The 26,327-nt window shown below is 42.1% G+C and carries 27 protein-coding genes and 5 pseudogenes; 18 read left to right on the plus strand and 14 right to left on the minus strand.

Annotated features, from left to right (window positions below; translation table 11 throughout):
* A pseudogene (locus FTU92_RS13215) lies at positions 1 to 117 on the plus strand (transposase); the annotation flags it as partial.
* Positions 118 to 378: 261 nt separating this feature from the next.
* Positions 379 to 693 (plus strand): hypothetical protein, encoded by a 315-nt coding sequence (locus FTU92_RS13220; RefSeq protein WP_180073173.1) that lies wholly within the window; start codon positions 379 to 381, stop codon positions 691 to 693.
* Here FTU92_RS13220 and FTU92_RS13225 read toward each other — a convergent pair.
* The 4 genes from FTU92_RS13225 to FTU92_RS13240 form a co-directional block, all read right to left on the minus strand.
* Positions 658 to 2,283: an IS66 family transposase gene (locus tag FTU92_RS13225; RefSeq protein WP_180096423.1), complete on the minus strand. Its 1,626-nt coding sequence runs from the start codon at positions 2,281 to 2,283 to the stop codon at positions 658 to 660. The two genes, FTU92_RS13220 and FTU92_RS13225, sit on opposite strands and share 36 nt — an antisense overlap.
* A gap of 74 nt (positions 2,284 to 2,357) precedes the next feature.
* Entirely contained in the window at positions 2,358 to 2,693 is a 336-nt protein-coding gene (tnpB, locus tag FTU92_RS13230; RefSeq protein ID WP_180096424.1) for an IS66 family insertion sequence element accessory protein TnpB, read from the minus strand.
* Complete coding sequence (locus FTU92_RS13235) at positions 2,690 to 3,073, minus strand: transposase (protein WP_019383553.1); 384 nt, start codon at positions 3,071 to 3,073, stop codon at positions 2,690 to 2,692. The genes tnpB and FTU92_RS13235 overlap by 4 nt, the downstream gene beginning before the upstream one ends.
* Before the next feature lie 366 nt (positions 3,074 to 3,439).
* Entirely contained in the window at positions 3,440 to 5,407 is a 1,968-nt protein-coding gene (locus FTU92_RS13240; RefSeq protein ID WP_180073164.1) for a BCCT family transporter, read from the minus strand.
* Between the two features lie 535 nt (positions 5,408 to 5,942).
* Between FTU92_RS13240 and FTU92_RS13245 the strand changes: the two genes are divergently transcribed.
* Positions 5,943 to 6,197, plus strand: a complete 255-nt coding sequence (locus FTU92_RS13245; RefSeq protein ID WP_004976999.1) for a TIGR03643 family protein — start codon at positions 5,943 to 5,945, stop codon at positions 6,195 to 6,197.
* Here FTU92_RS13245 and FTU92_RS13250 read toward each other — a convergent pair.
* A complete protein-coding gene (locus tag FTU92_RS13250; RefSeq protein WP_136143616.1) occupies positions 6,194 to 6,346 on the minus strand; it encodes a DUF2256 domain-containing protein in 153 nt (50 codons plus the stop codon). The two genes, FTU92_RS13245 and FTU92_RS13250, sit on opposite strands and share 4 nt — an antisense overlap.
* A 3-nt stretch (positions 6,347 to 6,349) precedes the next feature.
* Positions 6,350 to 7,873, minus strand: a complete 1,524-nt coding sequence (locus FTU92_RS13255) for a cryptochrome/photolyase family protein (RefSeq protein ID WP_180096425.1) — start codon at positions 7,871 to 7,873, stop codon at positions 6,350 to 6,352.
* 383 nt (positions 7,874 to 8,256) lie between these two features.
* Here FTU92_RS13255 and nudC point away from each other — a divergent pair, with 383 nt between their 5' ends.
* Positions 8,257 to 9,030, plus strand: coding sequence for an NAD(+) diphosphatase (gene nudC / locus FTU92_RS13260; RefSeq protein WP_180096426.1), 774 nt, complete (start codon positions 8,257 to 8,259; stop codon positions 9,028 to 9,030).
* A gap of 159 nt (positions 9,031 to 9,189) precedes the next feature.
* Here nudC and FTU92_RS13265 read toward each other — a convergent pair whose 3' ends face one another.
* From FTU92_RS13265 to FTU92_RS13275, 3 genes are all read right to left on the minus strand, one after another.
* On the minus strand, positions 9,190 to 9,387 hold the full coding sequence (locus tag FTU92_RS13265) for a hypothetical protein (protein WP_019837892.1): 198 nt from the start codon (positions 9,385 to 9,387) through the stop codon (positions 9,190 to 9,192).
* 61 nt (positions 9,388 to 9,448) lie between these two features.
* Positions 9,449 to 9,676 carry a hypothetical protein gene (locus FTU92_RS13270; RefSeq protein WP_004761266.1) on the minus strand — a complete coding sequence of 76 codons (228 nt, stop codon included), beginning with the start codon at positions 9,674 to 9,676 and terminating at the stop codon, positions 9,449 to 9,451.
* Positions 9,677 to 9,778: 102 nt separating this feature from the next.
* Positions 9,779 to 9,994, minus strand: a complete 216-nt coding sequence (locus tag FTU92_RS13275; RefSeq protein WP_004799092.1) for a cold-shock protein — start codon at positions 9,992 to 9,994, stop codon at positions 9,779 to 9,781.
* A gap of 633 nt (positions 9,995 to 10,627) precedes the next feature.
* On the opposite strand from FTU92_RS13275, the pseudogene FTU92_RS13280 reads away from it, so the two are divergent.
* The 8 genes and pseudogenes from FTU92_RS13280 to FTU92_RS13315 all read left to right on the plus strand — a co-directional run bounded on the left by FTU92_RS13280 (position 10,628) and on the right by FTU92_RS13315 (position 18,641).
* Positions 10,628 to 11,019, plus strand: a pseudogene (locus tag FTU92_RS13280) (lipocalin family protein).
* 135 nt (positions 11,020 to 11,154) lie between these two features.
* Positions 11,155 to 12,141 carry an acyl-CoA desaturase gene (locus FTU92_RS13285; RefSeq protein ID WP_180096427.1) on the plus strand — a complete coding sequence of 329 codons (987 nt, stop codon included), beginning with the start codon at positions 11,155 to 11,157 and terminating at the stop codon, positions 12,139 to 12,141.
* Positions 12,138 to 13,430, plus strand: coding sequence for an NAD(P)/FAD-dependent oxidoreductase (locus tag FTU92_RS13290; RefSeq protein WP_180096428.1), 1,293 nt, complete (start codon positions 12,138 to 12,140; stop codon positions 13,428 to 13,430). Before FTU92_RS13285 ends, FTU92_RS13290 begins: the two co-directional genes overlap by 4 nt.
* On the plus strand, positions 13,430 to 14,224 hold the full coding sequence (locus tag FTU92_RS13295; protein ID WP_180096433.1) for a DUF1365 domain-containing protein: 795 nt from the start codon (positions 13,430 to 13,432) through the stop codon (positions 14,222 to 14,224). The genes FTU92_RS13290 and FTU92_RS13295 overlap by 1 nt, the downstream gene beginning before the upstream one ends.
* On the plus strand, positions 14,221 to 15,417 hold the full coding sequence (locus FTU92_RS13300; protein WP_180096429.1) for a cyclopropane-fatty-acyl-phospholipid synthase family protein: 1,197 nt from the start codon (positions 14,221 to 14,223) through the stop codon (positions 15,415 to 15,417). The genes FTU92_RS13295 and FTU92_RS13300 overlap by 4 nt, the downstream gene beginning before the upstream one ends.
* Before the next feature lie 24 nt (positions 15,418 to 15,441).
* Positions 15,442 to 16,221 (plus strand): DUF1295 domain-containing protein, encoded by a 780-nt coding sequence (locus tag FTU92_RS13305; protein ID WP_087549557.1) that lies wholly within the window; start codon positions 15,442 to 15,444, stop codon positions 16,219 to 16,221.
* An 8-nt stretch (positions 16,222 to 16,229) separates the two neighbouring features.
* Positions 16,230 to 17,279 carry a cyclopropane-fatty-acyl-phospholipid synthase family protein gene (locus FTU92_RS13310; protein WP_087549556.1) on the plus strand — a complete coding sequence of 350 codons (1,050 nt, stop codon included), beginning with the start codon at positions 16,230 to 16,232 and terminating at the stop codon, positions 17,277 to 17,279.
* A 39-nt stretch (positions 17,280 to 17,318) separates the two neighbouring features.
* Entirely contained in the window at positions 17,319 to 18,641 is a 1,323-nt protein-coding gene (locus tag FTU92_RS13315) for a HAMP domain-containing sensor histidine kinase (RefSeq protein WP_168396081.1), read from the plus strand.
* Here FTU92_RS13315 and FTU92_RS13320 read toward each other — a convergent pair.
* The 4 genes from FTU92_RS13320 to FTU92_RS13335 form a co-directional block, all read right to left on the minus strand.
* Positions 18,638 to 19,330 (minus strand): response regulator transcription factor, encoded by a 693-nt coding sequence (locus FTU92_RS13320; protein WP_111885226.1) that lies wholly within the window; start codon positions 19,328 to 19,330, stop codon positions 18,638 to 18,640. The two genes, FTU92_RS13315 and FTU92_RS13320, sit on opposite strands and share 4 nt — an antisense overlap.
* Before the next feature lie 11 nt (positions 19,331 to 19,341).
* Positions 19,342 to 19,842, minus strand: a complete 501-nt coding sequence (locus FTU92_RS13325) for a chalcone isomerase family protein (protein WP_180096430.1) — start codon at positions 19,840 to 19,842, stop codon at positions 19,342 to 19,344.
* Entirely contained in the window at positions 19,818 to 20,390 is a 573-nt protein-coding gene (locus FTU92_RS13330; RefSeq protein ID WP_026438210.1) for a nuclear transport factor 2 family protein, read from the minus strand. Before FTU92_RS13330 ends, FTU92_RS13325 begins: the two co-directional genes overlap by 25 nt.
* A gap of 118 nt (positions 20,391 to 20,508) precedes the next feature.
* Positions 20,509 to 21,390, minus strand: a complete 882-nt coding sequence (locus FTU92_RS13335) for a LysR family transcriptional regulator (RefSeq protein ID WP_168379785.1) — start codon at positions 21,388 to 21,390, stop codon at positions 20,509 to 20,511.
* 102 nt (positions 21,391 to 21,492) lie between these two features.
* Between FTU92_RS13335 and trpB the strand changes: the two genes are divergently transcribed.
* The gene (trpB, locus tag FTU92_RS13340; RefSeq protein WP_180072596.1) at positions 21,493 to 22,704 is read left to right on the plus strand and encodes a tryptophan synthase subunit beta; all 1,212 of its coding nucleotides are present in this window, start codon (positions 21,493 to 21,495) and stop codon (positions 22,702 to 22,704) included.
* Positions 22,701 to 23,489: a tryptophan synthase subunit alpha gene (gene trpA, locus FTU92_RS13345; protein WP_180096431.1), complete on the plus strand. Its 789-nt coding sequence runs from the start codon at positions 22,701 to 22,703 to the stop codon at positions 23,487 to 23,489. Before trpB ends, trpA begins: the two co-directional genes overlap by 4 nt.
* Before the next feature lie 133 nt (positions 23,490 to 23,622).
* Here trpA and ribA read toward each other — a convergent pair whose 3' ends face one another.
* Positions 23,623 to 24,225, minus strand: a complete 603-nt coding sequence (ribA, locus tag FTU92_RS13350) for a GTP cyclohydrolase II (protein WP_004976959.1) — start codon at positions 24,223 to 24,225, stop codon at positions 23,623 to 23,625.
* A 307-nt stretch (positions 24,226 to 24,532) separates the two neighbouring features.
* Here ribA and FTU92_RS14200 point away from each other — a divergent pair.
* The 4 genes and pseudogenes from FTU92_RS14200 to FTU92_RS13360 all read left to right on the plus strand — a co-directional run.
* Positions 24,533 to 24,628 (plus strand): annotated as a pseudogene (locus tag FTU92_RS14200) (short-chain dehydrogenase); the annotation flags it as partial.
* Between the two features lie 130 nt (positions 24,629 to 24,758).
* Entirely contained in the window at positions 24,759 to 25,661 is a 903-nt protein-coding gene (locus tag FTU92_RS13355; RefSeq protein ID WP_180096432.1) for a cation diffusion facilitator family transporter, read from the plus strand.
* A gap of 64 nt (positions 25,662 to 25,725) precedes the next feature.
* Positions 25,726 to 25,854 (plus strand): annotated as a pseudogene (locus tag FTU92_RS14125) (cation transporter); the annotation flags it as partial.
* Between the two features lie 102 nt (positions 25,855 to 25,956).
* A pseudogene (locus FTU92_RS13360) lies at positions 25,957 to 26,196 on the plus strand (helix-turn-helix domain-containing protein); the annotation flags it as partial.
* Positions 26,197 to 26,327: the final 131 nt, after the last annotated feature.

Consider the following 26,327-nt stretch of genomic DNA (forward strand, 5'->3'; position numbering starts at 1 on the left):
TGGAAGCAGATGAAATATTATTGGCGAGATTTTCAAGTCATGACAGCTGATAAAATAGAGCAATGGGTGGAGAGAGTATCAAACCAATTCGGAAAAGAATACATGTTTACTTTTTAATGACAGCTTAAGGTCAAGAGCAAGTAAAATTCTTGAATTATGCATTATTAGGGCAATGACAGCACTGTTACACAGTACATAAACAACGTGAATCGGAGAGACACCACAAGCTTTAGTCCTACTTTACCATAGCAGGACAAAGACAGCAGTACGACCTATGCAACTTTAAGTGCTGGCAATATTAATATTGGGGGCAAAGATACCACTGTTGAAGCGCTTGCCAGTCAGTTAGATGCTGAAGAGCAAGCCAAGCTGAATAAAATGTCTGACAAGCAAAAAGATGATTATTTTGCAAATGATGATGCTTATAAAGAAGCGTTGGCGAATGAACAGGCTGTAACCAAACAGTGGGGCATGGGCGGTGGCAGTAGCCGTGCGTTGAATGCTGTCACACTTGCTGTAACAGGTGCGCTTGGCGGACAAACCGATATACAGGTTGTTACTAATGCGCTGGCGCCGTATGCGGCACAAATGATTGGAAGTCAATATGGTCATGGCGAAGATAGAAATAGTAAGCGTCCGCTGAATCCCATACCAATTTTAATTCGATTTAGGTTTCCAGCAGTGTGGCAGTAACTCTTCAATCTGGGTCACTTTATGTGTCGGCAGCCTTTTCAGCACATCACTTAAATAGGCATACGGATCCAAGCCATTCAGCTTTGCTGACTGGATTAAAGTCATGATGTTTGCCGCTCGCTGACCACTGCGCAGCGAACCTGCAAACAGCCAGTTCTTGCGCCCCAACGCCCAGGGACGCATCTGATTCTCGACCCAATTATTGCAAATAGGTAGATTGCCATCATCCAGATAGCGGCTTAAAGCTGGCCAACGCTTCAGAGTGTAATTGATGGCCTTGGCGGTGGGAGAACTCGATGGCACTGTCAGATGATGTTGGTTGAGCCATTCATATAGTTGTTGCATCACTGGTTGACTATGCTGTTGTCGGTATTCGCGGCGGTCTTCCGCTGTACCATCGGTCTTTTTCCTGAGTTCTGCTTCTATCGCATACAGTTTCTGAATCAGCACTAATGCCTGTTCAGCGACCTGACTTTTCCCAGTTACATGCAGTTCATGGAATTTACGACGTGCATGGGCCATGCAGCCCACCTCAATGACCTGGCCTGATTTAAAGCGTGCTTTATAACCACTGTAATCATCACAGACTAGATAGCCCTGCCAGCCTTTCAAGAACTCTTCAGCATGCTGGCCTGAACGACTATCCTGAAAGTCATAGATCACCGCCTGAACTGGATTGTACTGTGTGGTGGCATAGGCCCAGACATAACCTTTCTTCGGTTTTTTCTCATTCTCACCCATCCGCATGATGGTGACCGGCGTTTCATCGGCATGGATCACCCGCTGTTGCAACACCACCTGTTTTAAGGCATTAGCCAGAGGTTCCAGTTCCACACCGCAGCGACCAATCCAGTCAGATAACGTTGATCTGGATAAATCAATACCCGCCCGCTGATAGATCAGGCGCTGACGGTACAGCGGTAAATGATCGGCATACTTCGATACCAAAACATGGCTGAGCAGTTCAGGTGAAGCAATGCCTTTATCAATCACATAGGCGGGCATCGCTTGCTGAGTCAGAGTGTCACACTGATCACAGACCCATTTACCACGCACATGCTGTTCCTTATAGAACTGTGCTGGTCTGAAATGCAGTTTTTCACTGACATCTTCGCCGATACGACGGAGTTGGCAGCCACAAGCACATTGGGTTGATGCAGGTTCATGCTCAATACGGATGGTGTGTAGATGATCTGGCAGTGGTCGACGTTTAAGTTTATTGGTTTTGGCTTTGTGTGTCACTGCATCGGTTTTATCTGCATTTAGCCGTTCCAGTTCTAGATCAACCGCGGCAATATCTTCTTCAACCGCTTCATCCCACAGATGGATTTGTTTTGCCGTTAAGTGTTCATTCTTTTGGGCGAATTTGTGCTTTTTAAACAGCGCCAGTTCATGCTCGTATTTTTGATTGAGAATAGAAAGATGTTGAACTCTAGAATCTAATTGCTGATTGGTGACTTCAAGATGTTGAACTCTGGCATCTAATTGCTGGTTTGATTGTGCTAGAGACTGATGCTGCATCGCCAACTGTCTGGTGAATTCCAGCAGTTGTTCATGGGTCAGTTGGCTTAAGTCAGGCAGCGTATTCATGACCGCAGTATGCCTGAGGTCATGAAGAGAATGAAATAGAATGTTTGGAGGATGGCAGAATGGTCGAGCTTGGTTTAGAGCATATTCACCACTTGCTGCAATCCAATTCTCTGCCAGGGCAAACCTTGGATTAATGCCTGTAACTGTTCCGGGCTGAGGGCCACGGTTTCACCTTGGTGAACTTGAGCCCAGTGAAATTTACCCTGTTCCAAACGCCGGGCACACAGCCAGATGCCCAGTCCATCATGTACCAACACTTTCATACGATGACCACGTTTATTACAGAACAGGTAGGCGCAATGCGGTTTGATGTAGCCAAAGTCTCTCACCACCTGAGCCATGACAGTATCCATTCCTGCTCGCATATCCATGGGCTGGGTAGAGAGCCAAATTTCATTGATACGGATCATGTTGCCAGTGCCTTGAGTAATTCTGCCAAGGCAGGTATTTCTGATGTCTGCCATTTTAGCTGAATATCATTATTCGTATGAGGCACGGTGATACACAACGTGATCCTCTCATCAATAGGTTGGCTGATTGCAGCAGTGTAAGGCAAAGCAATAAATGCTGGATTCACATGAGTAGGATCCTGCACGGCACCATCATGATGGCTGAAGATCCTGATCCAACGACTGACAAGGTTGGCATTAATACTATGTTGCAGTGCGACCGAAGCGATCGAGGTATTAGGATTTTTGCAGGCATTGACAATACTGAGTTTGAATTCTTTGCTGTATTTTCGGCGTTTTTTAGCAACAGGAGGTGTTGCTGAATATATATCCATGTTCATGGATTAAGTCCCCACTTGTTTTTAGGTGGGAACTAAATTAAGGCTTATAGGATCGCTTGGTAAGGCTGTGTTAGCCGGATGCTTACAATCGAATTAAAAAATAGGTATGGGATTCAGCGGACGCTTACAAAGTTCTTAGCTATTTTTAAGTATAGAAAACCCGACCAGGGGAGATCGGGCTAAAAAAGAAACTACCGCACTAATTTCTGCAATAAATATAACTTAAATCACAAAAAAATAAAAATATGAGCATTCATTCACAGGTCGGGCTAGTTGTCCTTCGGATCAAACCAATTTCGTTACACTCATTGTTTTGAGCATAGCAAATTCAGGCAATTACACAATTTAATTTACATTCTCCAATACTTAGTTGCGAACCACATTTAAGAAATATAAATGCCGCTCATATTGTTCCAAAATGTCTTGAAGTAAGTCTTCTTGTGTCCATTCCATCACATTGTAGTTTTTACCACCTTCCCGTAAAAACACTTCAGCAATATAAGACTGCTGAGTATCTTCATTTTGATCTTGAAGCATAAAGCTTGGAGGGAGAGTTTTACTTACAGCTACTTGGTAAATAAAATTAATTTCATCATGATGATTGACTTTGAATAGTAAGCCTTGATCACTTTCGACAATAGATACATCCAGTTGGCGACGTTGAAATTCACGCTTTAAATTCTGAAATGCTTGACGTACATCCTGTTTAATATAGGCTTTGACTTCGGATTCACTGTGAGGCGAATGCATAATTAAACTTAAACGCTGTTGCCAGCTTCTTGGATTATGTATAGCGCGTGGTGTGATTCGAGCACTTTGTAAAGCTTGCATCTTAGTCACATCTAAACGTAAGGCTTTGATGAGTCCGATGCACAATAGCAGCATAATAAAAGTGAACGGTAGGGCACTCATAATAACTGCAGACTGCAAAGCTTCTAAGCCACCTGCAATCAATAAAATAATAGAGAGCACAGCAATAGTTGCTGTCCAAAACAGTCGTTGCCACGCAGGAGAATGTTCTGTTTTTGCTGTTAAATAATCGGTGATTAAAGACCCAGAATCTGCAGAAGTCACAAAGAATAGAAAAACTAAAACCGTTGCAAGTAAGCTAGAAGCCCCAGAAAATGGCAAGTGCTTTAAAAACTCAAATAAGGCAACAGAAGAGTCTTTTTCTACAGCAGCAACTAAACCTCCCTGATTTTCAAAAAGAATACTAAATAGCGCGGCATTACCCATAAAACCCATCCATACCAAAGTGAAACCTGTGGGAATGAGTAATACCCCTACAATAAATTCACGGATGGTGCGTCCACGGGAGACACGAGCGATAAACATACCAACGAATGGCGACCATGAAATCCACCAAGCCCAATACATGATGGTCCATCCACCAATCCAGCCTGTAGGCTGATAAGCATACAGATTAAAGGTCATTGCAAATAAATTGGAAACGTATTGACCAATGTTCTGAATGGTGGTTTGTAAAATATAAATACTCGAACTGGCGAAAAATACAAATGCGAGCAGTATTACGGCCAAAATGATATTTAGTTCAGAAAGTCGTTTAATGCCCTTATCAAGACCAAGAAAAACTGAAAATGATGCGAGTGCACTGACTAAGATAATTAAGATAACTTGGGTTTGAATACTATTTTCAAAATCAAATAGATAATTTAGCCCAGAGCTAATTTGAGTTACACCAAAACCTAAAGTGGTTGCGATACCGAATATTGTGCCTATAGTTGCAAAAGTATCAATTCCATCGCCAATAGGGCCATAAATTCGCTTGCCAATAATTGGATATAAGCCTGAACGCACCTTTAAAGGTAAGTTATGTCTAAAAGAGAAATAAGCAAGACTTAATCCCACTAAAGCGTAAATAGCCCAGGCATGCAATCCCCAGTGGAAAAAAGTAATACGCATGGACTGTTGGGCAGATTGGATGGTTTCGGGTGTTCCAGTCGGTGGGCTAACATAGTGCATAACGGGTTCGGCCACACCAAAGAACATTAAGCCAATACCCATTCCTGCGGTAAATAACATGGCAAACCAAGAACTATTTTTATATTCAGGTTCGCTATGATCTGGACCTAATTTAATACGCCCCATTTTAGACAAGGCGATACAGGTAAGCGCGATCAGAAAAATGGCGACAGCAAGTACATAAAACCAACTAAATGAGGCTGTGATCCATTGGTTTAACTGATTGGTGAGCAAGTTAAAAGCATCTGGTGTAAATATCACTAATGCTAAAAAAACAGAAATAATAATCACGGTGCTAAAAAATACATTTGGATTGACGTTATCAAACCAAGATGCTTTTTTGGAAGGCATAATTCCCCCGTATTTTGTCGTAGTTTGGTGCGTGTAGATAAAAGCAAAAATTTCACATTGAGTGAAAAAATAGGAAATCAATCCCTTGATGAGTGTGCTTGGTACAGAATTATCGGCAGAACAACTGATTTGTAATTATATCATTGGATTTACCTTTTAGTAAAACCTAGGGTGTAAAAATGCATTTCAGTATTTTATATACGGTAAATTTTTAGTTAGGAAAAGTGTGGCTAGTAAATCGATGGCTATTCATAGCTTATAAGGCTAATACTTCTCTAGCATAATCTGAAAAATCAACTAGCCTCACAGAGGCTTTGTTGCATAAATATGTAAGCATCTGATTTAAATAAATTTAATTTTGGATCAAAAAACAATCAAAACTTTAAAATCATATAATTATGAAATCTTTGTGCAACAAAGCCTTCGTAAACTAGAAAAAATCACAAAAAATTCATGATTGTACTGTTATTCTTTTAGTTAAATTAAAGTCGATAAAGCTTATTGACGCTTCATAATGATTAAAAACGAGAATAGTATGAATCAATTTTCTGAAGAAGACTTATCCAGAATTATAGAAATGGCTTGGGAAGATCGAACTCCTTTTGAAGCTATTTTATGTGAGTATGGTTTAAATGAAGCGGCGGTGATCCGCTTGATGCGTCAAAATATGAAAGCATCGAGTTTTAAAATGTGGCGTGAACGCGTCACCGGCCGAAAAACTAAACATCTGCAACTGCGTTCACCCGACGTGATACGGGCCTATTGTTCACGGCAATACAAGCGTTTCTAAGCGTTTGATTTTGACCGCTGTCTGGACTCACGTTTACATCGTTCAGAACAGTATCTGACTTCCTCCCAGCAGCGTTGCCATTTTTTGCGCCAAGTAAAAGGACGCAAACAGTACATACAGATTTTTTCAGGAAGATGCTGTTTTTTCATGGTTTATAACTCATCAATCAGGCTAAGAAGTTGCTGGGCATGGCTGATAATCTGCGGCCGATCTTTAAGCTTGTCCAGCTGTCGATAGATCATGCCCATACGTGGATGAGTACGGAATGTCGCTTCATGCCGGATCATGAAATACCAGTACAGGCTGTTGAAAGGACAGCTGTCCGGTTCGGTACGGGTTTTGACATTGTAGCTACAGTGCTTGCAATAATCCGACATCTTATGGATATAATTGCCCGAAGCCCCATAGGGTTTGCTGGCCATCAATCCGCCATCGGCATGCATCACCATGCCCAAGGTGTTCGGTAGTTCTACCCATGCATAGGCATCGGCATAGACTGCCAGATACCACTCGCTGATCTGCTGCGGGTCTACACCAGTTAATAAAGCAAAATTGCCAGTCACCATCAAACGTTGGATATGATGTGCATAGGCATGCTGAAAGGTATTACGGAAACACTCCGCCATACAGTTCATCCGGGTATGGCCGGTCCAGTAAAATTGTGGCAACGGTGTTGAGTACTGCAGCGCATTGCGACTGGCATACTCAGGCATATACAGCCAGTAAATTCCACGGACATATTCGCGCCAGCCGAGGATCTGCCTGATAAAACCTTCCACTGCATTCACTGGTGCATGACCGTCATGGTAGGCAGCTTCTGCCGCATCACAGACTTCTTTGGGCAGTAACAGACCACAATTTAGATAAGGCGAGAGCAGGCTGTGAAATAGCATGTCTGCACCCTGAACCATGGCATCCTGATAATCTCCAAAATGCGGCAAACTGTGGGTAATGAAATGCTCCAGTGCAAGCAGAGCATTGCTACGTGTGGTGGCCCAGCGGAAGTTGTCAAGGCTGCCAGCGTGAAGCGGAAACTCGCGCTCAACCAGTTGCATTACATCCAGATCAATCTGATCGCGTTCAAAATGAAGTGTTGGAGGGAATGGTGGAGTGCCTGACCATGCCTTGCGATTGGCGCTGTCATAGTTCCACTGTTGTCCAAGCGGCTGCTGTCTCTGCATCAAATAACCGGTCTGTTTACGCATTTCCCGGTAAAAATATTCCATGCGCAACGTCTGGTAGCGGCTGGCCCAGTGTCGGAACTGCTCCGGGCTACAGAAAAAACGATCGTCATCCAGATACTGTACCGGCAGTTGCAGATGCTTGCTCCAATGCTGTTCAATCTGCTGCTGCAGGCGGTATTCCCCGCATCGGGTCATTACCAATTCTGTGACTGGGAACAGCAGTTGCTGTGCCTGTACGAAATCCAGCAGGCTACGAATCGGACTGCCGGACTGAAAAGCATGGTAACGTACACGCCAGCCTTCCGCTTTAAGCTCTTTGGCAAAATGCCGCATCGCGCTAAAAATCAGGGCAACTTTTTGTGGATGATGGGCGACATAAGTCGCTTCCTCAACCACTTCGGCCATCAGGATCACATCCCGGGTACGATCCAGCGCTTTAAGCGTAGCAAGCTGATGATGAAGTTGGTCACCCAGAATTAAACCGAAACGCATAGCCCTTCCAGACCCGATCAAAGATAGCCTAGTCTATAGCCAGCCAGTTCAATTTTTTGTGAAAATACAGATCAGTCCGCATGTTCAGTTAATTCAGCCCGACCAGATGATCTGGTGACATTGCAAAGGAATCATGATTGCTACAATAACAGAGTGTTCATCTCTATAATGCTACAGCCAGTTGATGAAACGCGCTTCGCATTATTCCTGAATACATAATTGTTGTGAAAATTATGTGATTTTAATCAAAAAGATACAAATTATTATGGTTGTAATTCAGGCAGCGTGCGCTTAGTATCTAAAGAGAAGTTACTCTATGTAAGTTTCCTTAGTTTTGTCCCATACACCCCCATGTATGGGATTTTTTTTAATCAGTGGATGTCATGAGCATGCATTCAAAAGCATATATTTTTAGACAGCAGCAATTAATGGTGGATGAGCATTTTCAGTTGCCGCTGGTAGCAAGACTGCAGCACGACTTGGATCTGTCGGAAAATGGCCAAGTCATTGCACGGGATCTAAAAGAAAATGAATCAGTACCCGAAGGTTATCAACTGGTCCCGATCCGGCAACTGGTACAGGTCTGGAGCAGGCCACAGTTTGAAGAGGCCAGCCGTGCTGTGCAGTTACTGGAGTGGCGTCGTAACCACCGCTTCTGCAGCAAATGTCGCCATGCTACCCAGCAGCACGCCAGCCAGTATGCCATGGTCTGTCCATCCTGTGGCTATAACCAGTATCCGCGGGTGAATCCCTGTGTGATTACTATCATCACCCGCGGCGAAGATGAAATTCTGTTGGCAAAAAATGCCCGCAATAAAACCCAGATGTATAGCCTAATTGCAGGATTTGTTGAAGTGGGCGAAACCTTGGAGGAGGCAGTACGCCGTGAGACGCTGGAAGAAGTTGGGCTGCAGATCAAGAATATTCAATATCTGGCTAGCCAGCCCTGGCCGTTTCCTAGCAACCTGATGATGGCTTTCAGGGCAGAGTATCACTCGGGTGAGATTCAGATTCAGGAAGATGAGCTCAGCGATGCGCAATTTTTTAAGTTTAATCAGTTACCAGAGATTCCGTTTAAAGGTAGTATCGCTTATGCAATGATTCAGCATGTGATGCATGGAATGCCTGTGGCAGATGACAGCAAAGAGTGGCTTTGAAATTTTGAACAAAATATAGTGCGCATTCTCGCTCTTTTAAGGGCGAGTTAAGCCACTAGAAATTTAAAATTATTATATGAGTTATAAATAATATAAAGCGATAATATATAAATATTTTTATATTATCATCTTTGTTTTAGCTGTGAGTAGTTCATCGACTTAAATAATTTTGAAAATTTTTCCGCTTGAAGTACTTTGGAAAAACATTTCAAAACTGGGCCGAATATCTTCACCATCCACGGTAATATATTTGACATGGGAACAAGACTGGCTAGCACTAAAATGGCGCTCAACCGTGGCCTGAATAGAATATTTGATACCAAATTGGTCTTTCACATTTAGATTTTGTTTAAACATTATTTTACCTTTAACAAGATTATGGAGCGGCTGTTCAATTAATTAAGCAATATATTATTTTTTAAATAACTTTTTGATTTAGCTTAAATAATTGATTTAAAGACGTATAAAATGTACGACCATCTAAATTTAAATCTACCTCAATTCCAGATTCCAGCAGAACTCTTTTCCCCACTTCAATTTCTTTAAAACCTTGACGTGTATTCTGCATTTTATTTAAGGGAATTAAAGAAACGATAATTTCAGTACCATTTTTAGATTTTGCTATTAATTCATTAACTTTTAACAATTTATATCCTGTTTTTATGATTTTTTCCAATATGGAACAACAACTTTTTCTTTAAAATTAAAAAAGCACTGAGTAGTGCTTTTTAAACTCGTATTTTAGTGCTTATATAGCAACAATATTGACCGCATTCGGTCCTTTTTGACCTTGAGCAATACTAAATTCAACCTGTTGGCCTTCGAATAATGTTTTAAAACCTGAGTTAGCAATTTCACTAAAGTGCGCAAAAACATCTGGACCTGATTCTTGTTGAATAAAACCAAAACCTTTAGTTTCATTGAACCACTTAACGGTACCTTTAACAACATTTGAGTTTGACATAATAAATCCTACTGATTTTTTAATAATTTTTAGTCATTTTATTGACTGCATATAACTTTGAAAATAATAAAGAATGAAACTTAAAATCTGAAAAAAACGAAGAATTATGAATAAAACGACGATACTTAAGAGAGATTTAATGAAACAAGACTTTTTTCTAGTTGAGTTAACTATACCTTAAAAATAAAATTAATCAAGTTTTTTTATATGTATATTTAATTGCCTTATAAAAGATGATTAGTTCAGGAATTAATATGTTGATCTAGTTGGCTTTTTTAAATAATACTATCGACAATATTGCTACATTGAATCTAAAAAACCAATTTACCGCTTTAAAAGGGGATCCAAGAAAAATGATTTGCTCCATTTTCTCAGGCTTTAAGATTGAAATTTCGCCTACATTCATCCTGCATTTAATCTTCACACTTTGTTCACATCGACTTGGGTTATCTTAATCCTGAGATCCAACAAGGCTAAAAAATGAAGATGCGATTTAAGTCTGCTTTTGCAGCGATAGCACTGTCTATCATCAGCTTTACAACGACTCAAGCAGAAACTGCTGCGCCTCAGGCAGTTGAACGAGTAGATATACAGAAGTATGCCGGTAAATGGTATGAAATTGCGCATTTACCGATGTATTTTCAGCGTAAATGTATAGCTAATATCACGGCACAATATAGCGTCAATGCCGATCAAACTATCGGTGTATTGAATAGCTGCCGAACTGCCAATGGTGAGATAATTAGCTCTGAAGGTGTTGCGTATTCGCAAAATCAGGGGAACAGCAAACTGAAGGCAGCTTTTTGCCTAAAGGTTTAAGATGGATCCCCTTTACTAAAGGTCATTACTGGGTATTACGAGCAGACCCGGAATATAAAGTGGCACTCGTAGGGGGGCCAAGTAATAAATACCTATGGATTTTATCGCGTCAACCGCAACTCGATGAAGCAACTTATCAGTCATATATAAACACTGCAAAACATTATGGTTACGACGTTACAAAACTTATCAAATTGCCTCATTAATCTGCTAACCTTTTGCCGAACTGATAAATCTCTCTACAGTTCGGTTTTTTTTATTTACTTCACATAAAATTCATATCTGACTGATTAAACTCATCAAATAGAATAAATATAGTTGCAAAAATTTAGGGTGAGTCGATGTTGAAAAGTCTGATGCGATGGATAGACAGCTGGTCTACACTTTCAGCGCCCAAAACCCAGACTGCTGAAAATAGTAAAATTCAGTGGCTCAGGATCTTACCATTTATCTTATTGCATCTCGCCTGCCTTGCAGTATTTTGGGTTGGAGTGTCATGGTTTGCAATTGGTTTTATGTTGGCATTCTACCTGGTCCGCATGTTTTCAATTACGGCTTTTTTTCATCGCTATCTATCGCATAAAACTTTTCAGACTTCGCGTCCAGCACAGTTTCTGTTTGTGCTGATTGGCACCATGAGTGCGCAGCGTGGTCCGCTCTGGTGGGCAGCGCATCACCGCTATCACCATCGCTATACTGATACCTTGAAAGACCCACATTCCTCGACGCATGGTTTTTGGTATAGCCATGTTGGTTGGTTTCTGAATGAATATAATTTTGCTACACGTAAAGAAGTCATCAAGGACTGGCTGAAATATCCAGAGCTGATCTGGCTAGACCGTTTCAGTTTGATTGTTGTGCTACTGACTGCCGGCGGGATTTATGTACTAGGCGAATGGTTGGCAATCACTTGGCCACAACTCGGGACGTCCGGCCTGCAACTTCTGGTCTGGGGTTTTGTGGTTTCCACGGTGTTATTGATCCATGCGACCTTGTGTATTAATTCATTGGCGCATCATTACGGCAGCCGGGATTTTGACACGGATGACCACAGCCGTAACAACTTATTCTTGTCTATCATTACCTTGGGCGAAGGTTGGCACAACAATCACCATTATTATGCAGGCAGTACCCGGCAGGGTTTTTACTGGTGGCAGATTGATGTGACCTATTATCTCCTAAAAATTATGTCTTGGCTCGGGATAGTTTGGGACTTAAAGCCCATTCCGGCACGGATTTATGAAGCCAGTAAAATTGCTCAGGCTCGAAAAAATAAAAAAGCTGCTACGGCAGGCACTACCACGATTCATTCGAAGGAATCACCATGAAAATTGCAATTATTGGTTCAGGTATTTCCGGTTTGTACGCTGCCTGGAAACTCAGCAAAGCGCATCAAGTTACAGTCTTTGAAAAGAATAACTACTTTGGTGGTCATACTGATACTCATCAGCTAAATATCGATGGTGAACAGGTTGCGGTAGACAGTGGCTTTATCGTGTTTAATGAGCATAACTACCCGCTGTTCTGCTCGATGCTAAAAGAGCTTGGAATTCAATCGCAAAGCAGTGACATGGGCTTTTCGGTGAATAATCAGGTCAGTGGCTTACAGTACAATCCTTCAAAAAAATTCTCGCTGTTATTCCGACCGCAAAACTTTTTTAATGTGGATTTTCGCGCGATGTTGTCGGATCTGTTCCGTTTCTATGCGGCGAATAAAGATCTGGATGTGGAACAGGTCGATGCACAGCTCAGTATTGATGAGTATTTAAATCAACATGGATATAGCACAGCTTTTCGTCAGGAACATCTCTATCCGATGTGTGGAGCGCTGTGGTCTTGCCCGGTGGAGCAAGCTGGACAAATTCCCTATAAATTTGTGGTGAGCTTTTTCCAGCACCATCGCATGTTGCAATTAAAAGACCGGCCATTATGGCTTACGGTCAAGGGAGGATCAGCGCATTACGTTCGTGCGATTCAGGCCCAATCCAATATCACCTTCCGCAAAACTGCTGTGCAGCTTGTTTCACGCAGTGCCAATGATGTACTGATTGAAACAACACAGGGCACCGAACGTTTTGACTGGGTCGTGTTTGCCAGCCATGCTGATGATAGTCTGAAATTACTGAAAGACCCTTCTGCTCAGGAGTTGGACGTACTCGGTAAGTTCCGCTATCAGGATAACCGCATGGTGGTGCATTCAGATACTAGTATTATGCCCAAATCTCGTCGCCAATGGGCGAGTTGGCATGTACATGTAACCTCGAGTCAAGGATCTGAACAGACGCCATTCCAGCATAGTAATATGCACTATGGTTTTAGCTATTGGATGAACCAGTTGCAAAACCTGCAATGCAAAACTCAGGTCTTTGCCACCCTGAATCCTAACTTTAACCTCGATCCGAAAAAAGTCTGGGTGGAACGAAACTACCGTCATCCGGTGTTTGATGCAACTGCCATTGAAGCACAACAACGCTGGGCAGAGGTTAATGGTCAGAACCGCACCTCATACTGTGGTGCTTACTGGGGCTGGGGCTTTCATGAGGATGGCGCACGTAGTGCTTCCTGGGTAGTCGATCAGCTATTGCAGCAGACCGAGCAGGCAGCTAGGAGCGCATGATGCAGATGTATCCACTGGCGATTGCCCCTGCCGAAATTAGGCATCGCCGTTACCTGCCCAAAGCCCATACTTTTGAGACCCAGCTAACCTATCTATGGTTTGATCCAGATCAACTCTCAAGCTTTACCCAAAAATCCTGGCTATGGTCTTCCAGGCACTGGAATTTCCTGACCCTGGATGAGCGGGATTTTCTGACCATGGAATATGGTTCGATTCGGCAGAAGGTCGCACGCCTGCTGATTAAGCAGGAAAACTATCTGTTACCGCATGCCGCGTCTATCCGGGTGTTGGCTTTGCCACGAACACTCGGCTTTCGCTTTAATTCTGTAGTGTTTTATCTAGTCTTTGATGCCACCGACCAACTGGTATTTGTACTGAGTGAAATTACCAATACACCGTGGAATGAAAGACAGGTCTACATTCACGACTGCCGGAACAATGCAGACGAACATGCGCCGTACCAGAGTCATCAGTTTGACTTTAAAAAGACCTTTCATGTGTCGCCGTTTATGCCGATGGAGCTAGATTATCGTTGGCGCTTCAGCTTCTCTGATCATCAGAACGTGATTCATATGCAGCTGTTTGAGCAGGCCGTGCTGCAATTCGATGCCACCCTGAAATTTTCCCTGGAGGCCATCACAGTTCTTTCACAGCAGCATCGCTATGCTTTACTGAAAGTTCTCGAACCCTTCAGGATGGTCAGCGGAATTTATCTGCATGCCTTTCGTTTATGGAAAAAGAAAATTCCGTTTTACCGCCATCCTAAAAAAGAAAAAGGAAACACATTGCGATGAAAACACTGTTAATGGGAGAGCAAAGCACACTGCCGGTGGTACTGCGCCACCTGCTGAAATTACGCCATGGTCAGCTGATTTTTAAAGGCGTCTGGAACGGGGCTGTCGGGGAAAATAGCGATTTACAGGCGGTGATACAGGTGCATGATGTTCGTCTGATGGATCTGCTGTTCCGTAATGGTGTACTGGGTGCTGCCGAAGGTTTTATCCGTGGCTACTGGAGCAGTGAAAATCTGGTCGATGTGATCCGCATTTTGGCACGTAACCGCGATGTGCTGGACCAGATGAATCAGAATGCAGTGGCCAAAGCCAGCCAGTTACTGTTAAAGGTCTGGTATAAATCGCGCAAGAATTCGATTGATGGCAGCCGCAAAAATATTGCCGAGCATTATGACCTGAGCAATGACTTTTTCAAGCTGTTCCTGGATTACAGCATGATGTATTCAAGTGCTGTGTTTAAAGAGCCGGGCATGACCCTGGAACAGGCTTCGGATTATAAAAAAGAGCTGATCTGCCAGAAACTCAAGCTGAAACCGATGGATCATTTAGTCGAAATTGGCAGTGGCTGGGGCGGTTTTGCCATTTATGCCGCGCAGCAGTATGGTTGTAAAGTCACCACCATCACCATTTCCAAGGCACAGTATGATGAAGCCGTGGCCCGGGTCGCTGCAGCCGGACTATCACATCGCGTCACTGTCCAGCTGAAAGATTACCGTCTACTGGAAGGCAAATACGACAAGCTGGTGTCGATTGAAATGATCGAGGCAGTAGGTGAGCAGTATTTGCCAACTTATTTCCGAAAATGCCGCGAGCTCCTCAAGCCGAATGGTCTAGCCTTGATACAGGCCATCACCATTGAAGATGCACGCTATGCCAAAGCCCTGAATACCGTTGACTATATCAAGCGCTATATTTTCCCGGGCAGTTTTATTCCCTGTATCAGTGTCATGACCCAGACCGCATCCGAACAAAAACTGCGACTCAAACATCTGGAAGATATCGGCCAGAGCTATGCCCAGACCTTGCACTGCTGGCGTCAGCGTTTCTTGCAGCAGCATGATCAGGTCCTGCAACTCGGCTTTGATGAGCGTTTTATCCGCATGTGGGATTTTTATCTGTGTTATTGCGAAGGTGGCTTCCGCGAAGGTGTGATCAGCGATGTTCATTTGCTGTTTGAAGCCAGTGCTTACTAAGCAGAAATAAAACAGGAGGGCGACATGCTGCTAGATTTATTTTTGCTCAATGTCTTCATCATGCTCTGTAGCTGGGTGTTGGTGACCTATAACCGCAGAGCAGGGCTAGTCGATGTCGCTTGGAGTTTCAGTATTGCCCTAAACATGATTATTGCCGCTTGGGCGATTCACAGTGCACCACTGTTGGTTCGGTTATTTCTGGGACTGGCGAGTGGGATCTGGTTTTCACGGCTGACTTGGCATCTGTTACGGCGCTATGCCAATGAAACCCAAGAAGACACGCGTTATGCCAACATGCGCCGAGCGATGGGGGATTATCAGCATCTTGGTTTTCTGGTGTTTTTTATATTTCAGGCAGGTTTGGCGCTACTGTTTTCCTACCCAATGCTGAAGTTGTTAAGTATCTCGACCGAGCAATGGAATGACTGGACTTTGGTCACTGTGATTGGGGCGGGTATGATCATGCTCTTGGCTTTGATAGGTGAAAGCACTGCCGATCAGCAACTTTACCGTTTTAAGCTAGATCCACAGAATCAAGGTAAAACCATGGATCAGGGCTTGTGGAAATATTCGCGCCATCCGAATTATTTTTTTGAATGGCTGCATTGGTTTGCCTATCCAGTGCTCGGTTTGGCAGCAGGATGCTATGAATTATGGATATATCCACTGCTGATGTGGCTATTCTTGTACTACTTTACAGGTATTCCCTTTAGTGAAAAACAGGCGCTCGCCCACCGTGGCGACAACTATAAAGACTATCAACGACGAACTTCAATGTTTATTCCGTGGCCACCCAAAGAGTAGGTAAATACATGGACTTTATGATTAAAAAAACCTTAGAACTGATCGAAAATGGCAAGGTGCCAGACCCAGTGATTCGTGCAGGCATTCGTACTTTAAGCAAAAAACGTTTGGCACAAGAAGGTCGGTTTAACCCCGCATTGGCAGCGCAGCGCTATATGGATGTGCTGACCATGCTGAAAAACAGCGAAATTGCCATTGAGACAGACAAAGCCAATGAACAGCATTATGAACTGCCGACCGCATTTTTTCAGGCAGTACTCGGTAAGCGTTTGAAATATAGCGCGAGTCTCTTTGAACATGCCGATACAACGCTAGACCAAGCCGAAGAAGCTGCTCTTGCATGCTATTGCCAGCGAGCACAACTGAAAGACGGGCAGGATATTTTGGAAATTGGCTGCGGTTGGGGTTCTTTAAGTCTATATATGGCCGAGCGTTATCCAAGGGCCCGTATTACAGTCGTGTCAAATTCTTCAACGCAGCGCGAGTATATTCAGGAACAAGCCCGTTTAAAAAAACTGGATAACCTGACGGTGATCACTTGTGATGTCAATGTGTTGCAACTTGAACCTGCCTCTTTTGATCGTGTGGTGTCAGTGGAGATGTTTGAGCACGTGCGTAACTATCAAAAACTATTTGAAAATATCAGTATTTGGCTCAAACCAAATGGCTTATTGTGGTGTCATATTTTCTGTCATCGTTTCTTGCATTATCCTTTTGAAGTCAAAAATGAGTTTGACTGGATGTCGCAATATTTCTTTAGTGGTGGTTTGATGCCAGCAGCCTCAACTTTCCTACATTTTCAGCAGCATTTACAGCTAGAACAGCACTGGCAATGGGCGGGCACGCAGTATGAACGTACCGCAAATGCTTGGCTAGAAAATATGGATGCTAAACAGGCCGAGCTAAAGCCCTTATTTGAACAAACTTATGGCGCGGATGCCGCAATCTGGTGGCAACGCTGGCGGATTTTCTTTATGGCCTGTGCCGAGCTGTTCGGTTATGAGCATGGACGCGAGTGGGTGATCGGTCACTTTCTGTTTAAAAAGAAAACCGTATAATTGAATGGCGAATCGGATGGGCCAGCGGGGAATGCACCAATGTTAAAGCTGTTCAGGGACAAACACGATCATCCTCTGGGTGAGGTGTTTAACCGCTATTACTGGCTGCAAATCGGATTCATTGCCCTGTCTGTGGTGATCGGGATTGGCTGTAGTGCTTGGGTAATCAAGGGTTCCCTGCTCAGAACTGCGCTAGAACAGGAAATGTCACACTACTGGCAGCGGCTGGAACGTAATCCAGCTGCTGAACTGCCCGACACCAAAAACCTGTATGGTTACCGCTGGAGCGATGTGCCGCCAGTCCAATTTCGCCACATGCAGCTTGAGCAAGGGGTGAACCGGCATTTTGTCGATGGCAAGGAGCGCATGACCGTGTATGGTGAAAAAGACGGACAGCATGTGCTGCTGGTGTTTGGCGAAAGCAACGTCAACAAGCTGGTCTGGCTGTTTGGTCTGGCACCGCTGATGGTCAGCCTGTTTGTGCTATATAGCGTATTGTGGTGGTGGAACCGTCGGGCCCGACGTTATTTTTCCCCGATTACCCGGTTGGCCAATGCGCTGGAACATATCGACTGGGAACATCAGAAAAATCAGGCTTCGCCTTTTCAGGACATCCGCACCGACTCCAATCTGGAAGCTGAATACCTCAAGCAGGCGCTGGAAAAATATCATCAGGTATTAAGCGAATTTATTCAGCGTGAGCGTGAATTTACCGGAGATGTTAGCCATGAGCTGCGCACGCCACTGACCATTTTAAAAGGCAATGTGCAGCTGTGTCAGGCACGCTATGGCGACAACAAGTCCTTTACCCGCCTGCATAACACCATTGAAGACATGCAGCTGCTGGTCGATACCTTGCTGGCCATTGCCCGCAATACCACCAATACTTTAACTGCTGAACCGACCATGCTTTCAGAATGTCTGGACAATCTGGTGCAGGATCTAGAGAGTGTCAGTCATAACAAAGGCATGCAGATTGACCTGCAAAAAGACCTCGATGAACAGCCGCGTAAACTTTACCCATCCATGACCAAAATGGTGTTTGGTAATATTCTGCGCAATGCGCTGAACTATTCACAGGGCACAGAAATTGATGTGATTCTGGAAAAAAATAAAGTGCTGATTGCTGACAATGGGGTCGGCATGCCTTTACCTAACAATTCTAAGGTTCAGGAACTGTCTGGCCAGCAGCTACAACTGGAAATCAAAGGGCATGGCATTGGATTGCAATTGGTGCAAAAGCTATGCAAACAGCTAGGTTGGCGTGTGGAGCTGTTTGACAGGCAATATTATCTTGGCACTCATCAGAATGTTGACCTGGCAATGACCACTGGACTGATTGTCGTTGTGTACCTAAATTAGGCTTCATCTTCGAAAGCAATCTTTAAACCAATCCCGGATATGGTGTGAATCAGCTTTTGTTCAAAGGGTTTATCGACCATTTTGCGTAAATTATAGATATGACTGCGCAGAGCATCACTTTCTGGCTCTTCGTCACCCCAAAGCTCCATCATAATTTCCTGTTTGGTCAGTACTTTAGGAGAGTGACGCATCAGTAGCTTCAAAAGTTTAAACTGAATAGGAGGCAATTCAATGTTCTGCCCAGCTCGAGTTAGCTGCTGTGTTGCTGGGTCCAAAATTAGGTCATGAATTTGCAGACGACTGCTAGATACTTCACCCAGAGAACGTTTGATCAGGGCCTTGACCCGAACCACCAGCTCGTTAAAGTCAAAGGGCTTGACCAGATAATCATCCGTGCCGGAATTGAAGCCTTTGAGTTTATCATCCAAGGTATCCCGAGCGGTAAGCATCAAGACAGGTAAGTCCAACCCTTCTTCATTGCGTAACCACTCGCACAATTCATAACCAGAACCATCAGGCAAATTAATGTCTAGTAGCAAGATATGGTAGCGTTGCTGTTTCAGTAATTGTCTAGCAGCACTCAGATTGCGGGCATGATCGACCACAAAGCCATGTTCTTCCAGAAACTCGCATAGGGTAGAGGCCAGTTCATAATGGTCTTCAACCATCAGGATAAAATGTTTCGACATAGCGGCAGATACTAATTTAATAATTGCTGTTTTAATTTAGCACTAAATGGCTGGGGACCCAGCCATATATTAAAATATTGTTGTGCCAGAGGATGTTTAAGCTGCCCTAAACCCTGCTGGTTCAGGGATAAGCTTAGGGTCTGTGTAGCATGGTCGTATTTTAAACGGTACAGGTCGCCTAATCTGACCGGACGATACAAATCAGTGAATGGGTTGAATAGAGCATGTATTTTTGCGTCTTTAACATTCCGTTTCAGTAAATGTGTGGCCGCACGCTTAAATGCCCATTCCGGAATATTCTGGGTATAGGAAAAGTCCATTTGTATATTTTGTTTTTCCCAGGACTGGCTACAGTTTTGGGCAAAATAACTGGCCATACCGACCTGTTTTTTACCCACCATCAGCGGACCATTGCCGCATTGATTCAGGCTTTGTGCCTGTGCCCATGGACAGAAGCTACATCCCATCACTAACGCCGTACTAATCGCTATTTTTTGAAAGGCAGTAGCCATGAGTAGACCCCTCCAACATAAGGCAGGGAACGGTACAGGCCGTTCGCAGGGTCCCAGAAATCCTGCTGGAAAATAATCTTGTTGTTTTCGTTGATCTTGATTTCACTGATACCGTAAGAGTCCATACTGCGAGTCGTGCCGAACATTTTAAAATCATAGGCCATATGCCAGTGCACATAGGCAGAGTCCTGATGATAAGAAGCGTTTAAAAGCTTGACGCTGACCTTGCTGACCCGTTTGTTCATGCCTTGAAAGTGCTCGAGTAGATTTTGGCGAGATGAAAATTGCGATAGGGTATCGTTAATAAACAGCTGGTCGGCATACAGCGATCCGGCTCTTTCCACAAATTCCGGTGTGCCCAAGGTATTAAAGGCTGAGGTAAAGCGGAGGCCGATATCCTGAGCTTTAGCCTGATCCAGCGCTATCCCCTGAATACCGTTTCTGGATTGGGCGTAATCGGCTGAATAACTGGGAATACTTTTACATCCGGCTAACAACAGAAGCGGCAAGGATAAGGCTGTAGCAATTAGTGTTTTTACAAGTCTCATCATCAGTGTCCGTATGAAGTGTATGTTCATACCTTAGGCAGCACAGCGTGAACAGAATGTGAAATAGACGTTATAGATGAGCAAATGAATAGAATTTTTCAAATCAAAGATTAAATGTTTAACTTTTTTCCTCGGCCATTAACCAATCAATGATATTCATAACATCACGATTTTCGTTATTTTTTCTGACCATTGCATAAAAATTATAGTCACAATAGATAAAACCAAAAGGGGCAATGATCCTTCCATTTAACATTTCTTTTTCTACTAGAATTTGAGGTGCTATGGCAATTCCTAACCCAGACACGGCAGCTTCTATCATTAAATTCAGACTATCAAAATAACGTTCATTCGCTTTTGGGGAAAAGCGTATTTGAAACTGATCGAACCATGTATGCCATGCACTTTTATTTGAGTGGGTATGAAGTAATGGATAGTTTAAAAGATCATTTACGGAATGAAGAAGATTTATTTCACGATTACAAATAGGACCCATGTTATCGGGAAATAACAGATATTTATTCAAAAAGTTAGGAAGTAGATGATGCTCACTGACGCTATTGATAAATATGTCAACTTTCTCTTTTTCTAACAATTTTAAGTCATTACATGTCATTAATTTTATATGGATATTGGGATAAATGACTTCGAGCTTTTCTAATCGAGGAATCAGCCAATTTGCCATAAAACTATGAGAAGCGCCTATGACAACTTCTACTTCAAATGTCTTATTAGTTAACTCAAAGACGCATTGTTCTAAACGATTAAAAAGCTCCATACAAACGAGCGATAATTCTTCTGCATCCGTTGTAAGGGAGATGGTAGAGGAATGCCGAATAAACAATTTTTTATCCAACCATTCTTCTAACTGCTTTATTTGATGGCTAATCGCGCTATGGGTTACACATAATTCTTCGGCAGCTAAGCTGAAACTTTTATTTCTGGCGACAGCTTCGAAAGCTTTTAAAGCATTAAGCGGAGGTAATGTTCTGCGTTTCATGTTGTAAAATTTTCTAACACCATAAGCTCAAAATATATCAATTATCAGAAAAATGAAAATATTTTAAGATCGAACGAGTTTTGATAGTAAAAGAGATATGAGATGACAACCCCTTATACAGGTAATGGTCCTGATGACTTGGGATTTTTTGGTAAATTTGGTGGATGTTACATGCCAGAGAGCTTAATGCCAGCACTTCAAGAATTAGAGCAAGCCTTTAATACTGTTCGGCACAAACCTGAATTTTGGGCTGAATATCAGCAGATTTTAACGGACTTTGTTGGTCGTCCTAGTCCTCTTTTTTATGCAAAAAACCTAACAGCTTATGCAGGCGGCGCTCGAATATATTTCAAGCGAGAAGATTTGAACCATACGGGTGCGCATAAGATCAATAATTGTGTAGGGCAAATCTTATTAGCCAAATTTATGGGCAAAACCAGAATCATTGCAGAAACGGGTGCTGGACAACATGGTGTTGCAACAGCAACGGTTTGTGCACTTTTTAAGATGAAATGTACTATTTTTATGGGAGAAACAGATATTCAGCGCCAACAAATGAATGTTGAACGCATGAAATTACTCGGTGCTGAAGTCAGAAGTGTTCAAAAAGGTCGTGGGACTTTAAAAGATGCCATGAACGAAGCATTACGTGACTGGATTCGTCATGTGGATACAACCTATTACCTGTTGGGTACTGGCGCAGGCCCTCACCCATATCCGACGATGGTCAGAGAATTTCAGAAAATTATTGGTCTAGAAGCCAGAAACCAAATACTCCTGAAAGAAAATAGACTGCCTGATGCTCTAGTTGCTTGCGTGGGTGGGGGATCAAATGCACTAGGGTTGATGTATCCTTTTCTAGAAGACCTGAATGTCAAAATGTTTGGCGTTGAGGCAGGTGGAAAAGGAACAAATAGTGGTGAACATGCCGCCTCTATTTGCAAAGGTCAAGTCGGCGTGCTACATGGCAATTTAACCTATTTATTACAAGACTTAGATGGGCAGATTTTAGAAGGGCACTCTATATCAGCTGGATTGGATTATCCTGGTGTTGGCCCTGAACATGGCATTCTGTTTGAAACAGGACGTGTGACATACACGGCTATAACCGATCAAGAGGCTGTAAATGCATTTCAGCTTTTAAGTCAACAGGAGGGTATTATTCCTGCGCTTGAGAGTTCCCATGCGATTGCATATGCGATTCAACTTGCTCAAGAAATGCAACTAGAGCAGATCATTATTGTCAATTTAAGTGGCAGAGGAGACAAAGACTTAAACACGGTCAAAAAATATCTTGCAGGAGCTACAGCATGAACCGTCTAGATCAAAAATTAGAGCAATTGAAACAGGAAAATCGAAGCGGTCTGGTTTGTTATTTTACTGCTGGAGATCCTAATTTTACAGAAAGTTGTCGTCTGTTAAGCCAATTGGGTCAAGCAGGGGCTGACATTATTGAAGTGGGTATTCCATTTTCTGATCCAGTGGCAGATGGAGAGATCATTCAGGCAGCGCATCTTCGGGCTTTAGATGCAGGTCAAACGGTAAAACAGACCATTGAGTTGGTAAAAGTAATCAGGCTGCATGATGACCAGACACCAATAATTTTCATGACTTATTTAAATCCGATGATGCAATATGGTTTTGAGACACTTATCGCCGAAACAGAAAATCTTATAGATGGAATATTGATTTTAGATGCTCCATATGGATATCGAGAAAAATTTGAGGTGCAATTAAATGAAAAAAATATGCATTTAATTGCAATGACCGCGCCGACGACACCAGTTGAAAGGTTAGAGCAAATTTCATCACGCGCGACAGGATTTTTATATCATGTTGCAGAAAATGGCTTAACAGGAGGAGACTTAAATTTGGCTAATCTTGAGAAAAAGATTACCGAAATCAAGCCTATTTTTAATATCCCAGTTGCAATTGGCTTTGGGATCAAAAATGAAAGCCATGTTAAAGCATTAGCCAATAAAGTAGATCTTATTATCATTGGCTCAGCGCTTGTCGATACTTTTTTTAATAAGGGAATGAATGCGACTTTAGAAAAAATCACAGTTTTTTCGCAAATCTTGAGAGAAAATAAAGAATAAGCCAGCTTCTTTGATAGGTATTTGCGTATTCTTTAAAAACATAATTAAATATAAAACAGTATTTTATCTTAACCTTCTCCCGAGAGGGAGATGGAAGTTTATACGTGGATTTTTTTCTAAAAGTGATCGCTTTTTAAAAATCACTATTATCATATAGATGTGACATACGTTTTTGCTTTGTTTCTAGATAAGCTTTGTTAAATATATTTAAACCAACTTTTAAAGGAATACGTTCAACAACATTAATTCCTAAATCAGTTAAAGATTTAATTTTAAGGGGATTATTTGTAATGAGTTTTACATTCTTTATTTTTAAATAATCTAACATAATGGTACACATATCATATTTGCGAGCATCTGCTGGTAAATTTAATAATAAATTGGCGTCAAGAGTATCATGCCCTTGGTCTTGAAGGGCGTAAGCTCGAATTTTATTGGTTAGTCCTATGCCGCGACCTTCTTGGCGTAAGTATAAGATCACACCTTGACCTGCATCATTAATCATTTTCATGGTTGAATGTAATTGGGGGCCACAATCACATTTGAGTGATCCAAAAGCGTCACCTGTTAAACACTCTGAATGAATTCTAACGAGTACAGGTTGATTAGAAATAGTACCCATGCCTTTAGCAAGAGCGATATGTTCTTCACCAGTACTTTGGTCTTGAAACGCTATAATTTCAAAATCACCAAATGCAGTCGGTAGTTTTGATTTTGAAACAAACTCTATAGCCATTGAAGAATACACCTATATAAATTTATATTTGGTACAATTTACTTAATCTAACTTGAAAGCATTCGCTAATTTTTTTCAGTCATAAATTTCAGCATTTAACTTCCAAGTAAAGAGTATGTATTTAATAGTGAATTTTTTGTGAAATATTAAGTTGACAAAATAACTAACCAAGCTAAAAAAATTTAGTTAGCCGAGGCTTTGTTGCTTAAATATGTAAGCATCTGATTTAAATAAATTTAATTTTGGATAAAAATAATAAAAACTTTTAAAATCATATAGTTATTAAATATTTGCGCAACAAAGCCGAACAGATGCCAAAATAATTGATCTGGTACAGCGTATTACACCAACATGTTATACGCAGGCGATGAACTTTTTAACAGGTAAAAAACGCCGCAAATAAAGACGTATTCACATGAAAGATCATTTTATCGTTTTAACCGAGTATGCTGAATCGAGTAATTTTTAAATTAAAAAAAGCTTCGATTTCAATGCTGAAGCATTCCGTTAAATAAAATGATAAGGAGCCCTACATGAGTGGTTCTCATAACCATGATCACAGTCATGTTGAAGTGACTGCAAAAAATGCCAAGAAATTAACCATTGCACTTGCCTTGACGTTTACCTTCTTAATTGTGGAAGTGGTTGCAGGATTTATCACACAAAGTTTGGCCTTACTGTCCGATGCAGCGCATATGTTTACCGATGCCGCTGCTTTAGCCATTGCTTTAGCAGCCATCAAAATTGGGCAAAAGCCTGCAGATGATAAACGTACTTTTGGCTACCAACGGTTTGAAATCTTGGCAGCTTTGTTTAATGCTATGATGTTGTTTGTGGTGGTGATTTACATTTTATATGAAGCCTATCAGCGTTTTAGTCAGCCACCTGAAATTCAAAGCTTCGGCATGCTGATTGTTGCGGCTTTGGGTTTAATCATCAATCTGATTTCAATGAAAATTTTGGTGTCGAGCAGCCAAGACAGCTTAAATGTGAAAGGGGCTTATCTTGAGGTGCTTAGTGATGCATTAGGCTCTGTGGGTGTGATCATTGGCGCACTGGTGATTTATTTCACAGGTTGGATGTGGGTAGATACCATTATTGCTGTGTTGATTGGCTTTTGGGTCTTACCTCGAACTTGGGTGCTACTGAAACAAAGTATCAATATTTTGCTCGAAGGTGTGCCAAGTGAAATTGATATTGAATCTTTACGTAATGACTTGCTGGCTTTAGAGGGTGTACAAGGCATTCATCAGCTTAAAGTTTGGGCGATTACTTCTAAAAATGTGCATTTAACAGCGCATTTGATTGCACCCGATGTAGATCAAAGAGCTTTATACCACCAAGCTGTAGAGTTATTGGGGCATGAGCATGGGATTACGCAAGTGACTTTACAGATTGAAGAAGATGAATGCCATCCACATGAACATAATCATTAAAAAAACTTGACCTTAGACTTAGTCTAGGCTTTACAATAGCGTCACTTTATTTCAGTACGACATTATGCGTTCTACCACGTGGATTAGCATCTTAGTTGCTTTATTCATGTTCCAAAGTCTATGGAACGTGGCGGCAGCTTTTTGCGTCCATGAAGAACAAAAAGCTCAAGTCGTGACTCAACAAAGTTTTCATTTGTATTAGTTCAAACTTGATCGTACATTCTTCCTGAAAAAGAGAAAGTTACCCGTTTTGATAAAGGTGTCGAAATCTTAATCAAACAAAGGTAACTTTCTTATGTTGCATACTAACAATCAAATCATTAAACACAAAGTAGGTCTGCTTAATTTAGCTGAAGAGCTTCAGAATGTATCCAGAGCATGCAAAGTGATGGGTGTTTCAAGAGATACATTTTATCGCTATCAGGAATTAGTGAAGTCTGGTGATATTGATGCACTGCTCAATAAATCCCGTCGAGTACCAAATTTAAAAAACCGTGTAGATGATGCTACTGAACAGGCTGTTATTGATTTCGCAAATTTGAACCGTACCGGGTTTGTCGGAGACCACTTTTCTTGAGAGAATGTCCCGATGAAAAAAGTAAAATACACCCCTGAAATCAGAGATAGAGCGGTTCAATTATTGATTGAATCCGAAAAAGATTATCC

The sequence above is a fragment of the Acinetobacter sp. YH12205 genome, assembly GCF_013418125.1.
Taxonomy (GTDB): domain Bacteria; phylum Pseudomonadota; class Gammaproteobacteria; order Pseudomonadales; family Moraxellaceae; genus Acinetobacter; species Acinetobacter towneri.

What these genes read in the sequence shown, in the direction of transcription:
- FTU92_RS13320 (WP_111885226.1), bottom strand. Translation starts at nt 19,330, where the DNA reads ATGTCGAAACATTTTATCCTGATGGTTGAAGACCATTATGAACTGGCC.
- FTU92_RS13295 (WP_180096433.1), top strand. Translation starts at nt 13,430, where the DNA reads ATGCAGATGTATCCACTGGCGATTGCCCCTGCCGAAATTAGGCATCGC.
- FTU92_RS13240 (WP_180073164.1), bottom strand. Translation starts at nt 5,407, where the DNA reads ATGCCTTCCAAAAAAGCATCTTGGTTTGATAACGTCAATCCAAATGTA.
- FTU92_RS13335 (WP_168379785.1), bottom strand. Translation starts at nt 21,390, where the DNA reads ATGAAACGCAGAACATTACCTCCGCTTAATGCTTTAAAAGCTTTCGAA.
- FTU92_RS13265 (WP_019837892.1), bottom strand. Translation starts at nt 9,387, where the DNA reads ATGTTTAAACAAAATCTAAATGTGAAAGACCAATTTGGTATCAAATAT.
- FTU92_RS13290 (WP_180096428.1), top strand. Translation starts at nt 12,138, where the DNA reads ATGAAAATTGCAATTATTGGTTCAGGTATTTCCGGTTTGTACGCTGCC.
- FTU92_RS13315 (WP_168396081.1), top strand. Translation starts at nt 17,319, where the DNA reads ATGTTAAAGCTGTTCAGGGACAAACACGATCATCCTCTGGGTGAGGTG.
- FTU92_RS13245 (WP_004976999.1), top strand. Translation starts at nt 5,943, where the DNA reads ATGAATCAATTTTCTGAAGAAGACTTATCCAGAATTATAGAAATGGCT.
- FTU92_RS13325 (WP_180096430.1), bottom strand. Translation starts at nt 19,842, where the DNA reads ATGGCTACTGCCTTTCAAAAAATAGCGATTAGTACGGCGTTAGTGATG.
- FTU92_RS13250 (WP_136143616.1), bottom strand. Translation starts at nt 6,346, where the DNA reads ATGAAAAAACAGCATCTTCCTGAAAAAATCTGTATGTACTGTTTGCGT.
- FTU92_RS13355 (WP_180096432.1), top strand. Translation starts at nt 24,759, where the DNA reads ATGAGTGGTTCTCATAACCATGATCACAGTCATGTTGAAGTGACTGCA.
- FTU92_RS13225 (WP_180096423.1), bottom strand. Translation starts at nt 2,283, where the DNA reads ATGAATACGCTGCCTGACTTAAGCCAACTGACCCATGAACAACTGCTG.
- FTU92_RS13305 (WP_087549557.1), top strand. Translation starts at nt 15,442, where the DNA reads ATGCTGCTAGATTTATTTTTGCTCAATGTCTTCATCATGCTCTGTAGC.
- FTU92_RS13235 (WP_019383553.1), bottom strand. Translation starts at nt 3,073, where the DNA reads ATGAACATGGATATATATTCAGCAACACCTCCTGTTGCTAAAAAACGC.
- FTU92_RS13330 (WP_026438210.1), bottom strand. Translation starts at nt 20,390, where the DNA reads ATGAGACTTGTAAAAACACTAATTGCTACAGCCTTATCCTTGCCGCTT.
- FTU92_RS13220 (WP_180073173.1), top strand. Translation starts at nt 379, where the DNA reads ATGTCTGACAAGCAAAAAGATGATTATTTTGCAAATGATGATGCTTAT.
- ribA (WP_004976959.1), bottom strand. Translation starts at nt 24,225, where the DNA reads ATGGCTATAGAGTTTGTTTCAAAATCAAAACTACCGACTGCATTTGGT.
- trpB (WP_180072596.1), top strand. Translation starts at nt 21,493, where the DNA reads ATGACAACCCCTTATACAGGTAATGGTCCTGATGACTTGGGATTTTTT.
- trpA (WP_180096431.1), top strand. Translation starts at nt 22,701, where the DNA reads ATGAACCGTCTAGATCAAAAATTAGAGCAATTGAAACAGGAAAATCGA.
- FTU92_RS13285 (WP_180096427.1), top strand. Translation starts at nt 11,155, where the DNA reads ATGTTGAAAAGTCTGATGCGATGGATAGACAGCTGGTCTACACTTTCA.
- FTU92_RS13300 (WP_180096429.1), top strand. Translation starts at nt 14,221, where the DNA reads ATGAAAACACTGTTAATGGGAGAGCAAAGCACACTGCCGGTGGTACTG.
- FTU92_RS13255 (WP_180096425.1), bottom strand. Translation starts at nt 7,873, where the DNA reads ATGCGTTTCGGTTTAATTCTGGGTGACCAACTTCATCATCAGCTTGCT.
- FTU92_RS13275 (WP_004799092.1), bottom strand. Translation starts at nt 9,994, where the DNA reads ATGTCAAACTCAAATGTTGTTAAAGGTACCGTTAAGTGGTTCAATGAA.
- FTU92_RS13310 (WP_087549556.1), top strand. Translation starts at nt 16,230, where the DNA reads ATGGACTTTATGATTAAAAAAACCTTAGAACTGATCGAAAATGGCAAG.
- nudC (WP_180096426.1), top strand. Translation starts at nt 8,257, where the DNA reads ATGAGCATGCATTCAAAAGCATATATTTTTAGACAGCAGCAATTAATG.
- tnpB (WP_180096424.1), bottom strand. Translation starts at nt 2,693, where the DNA reads ATGATCCGTATCAATGAAATTTGGCTCTCTACCCAGCCCATGGATATG.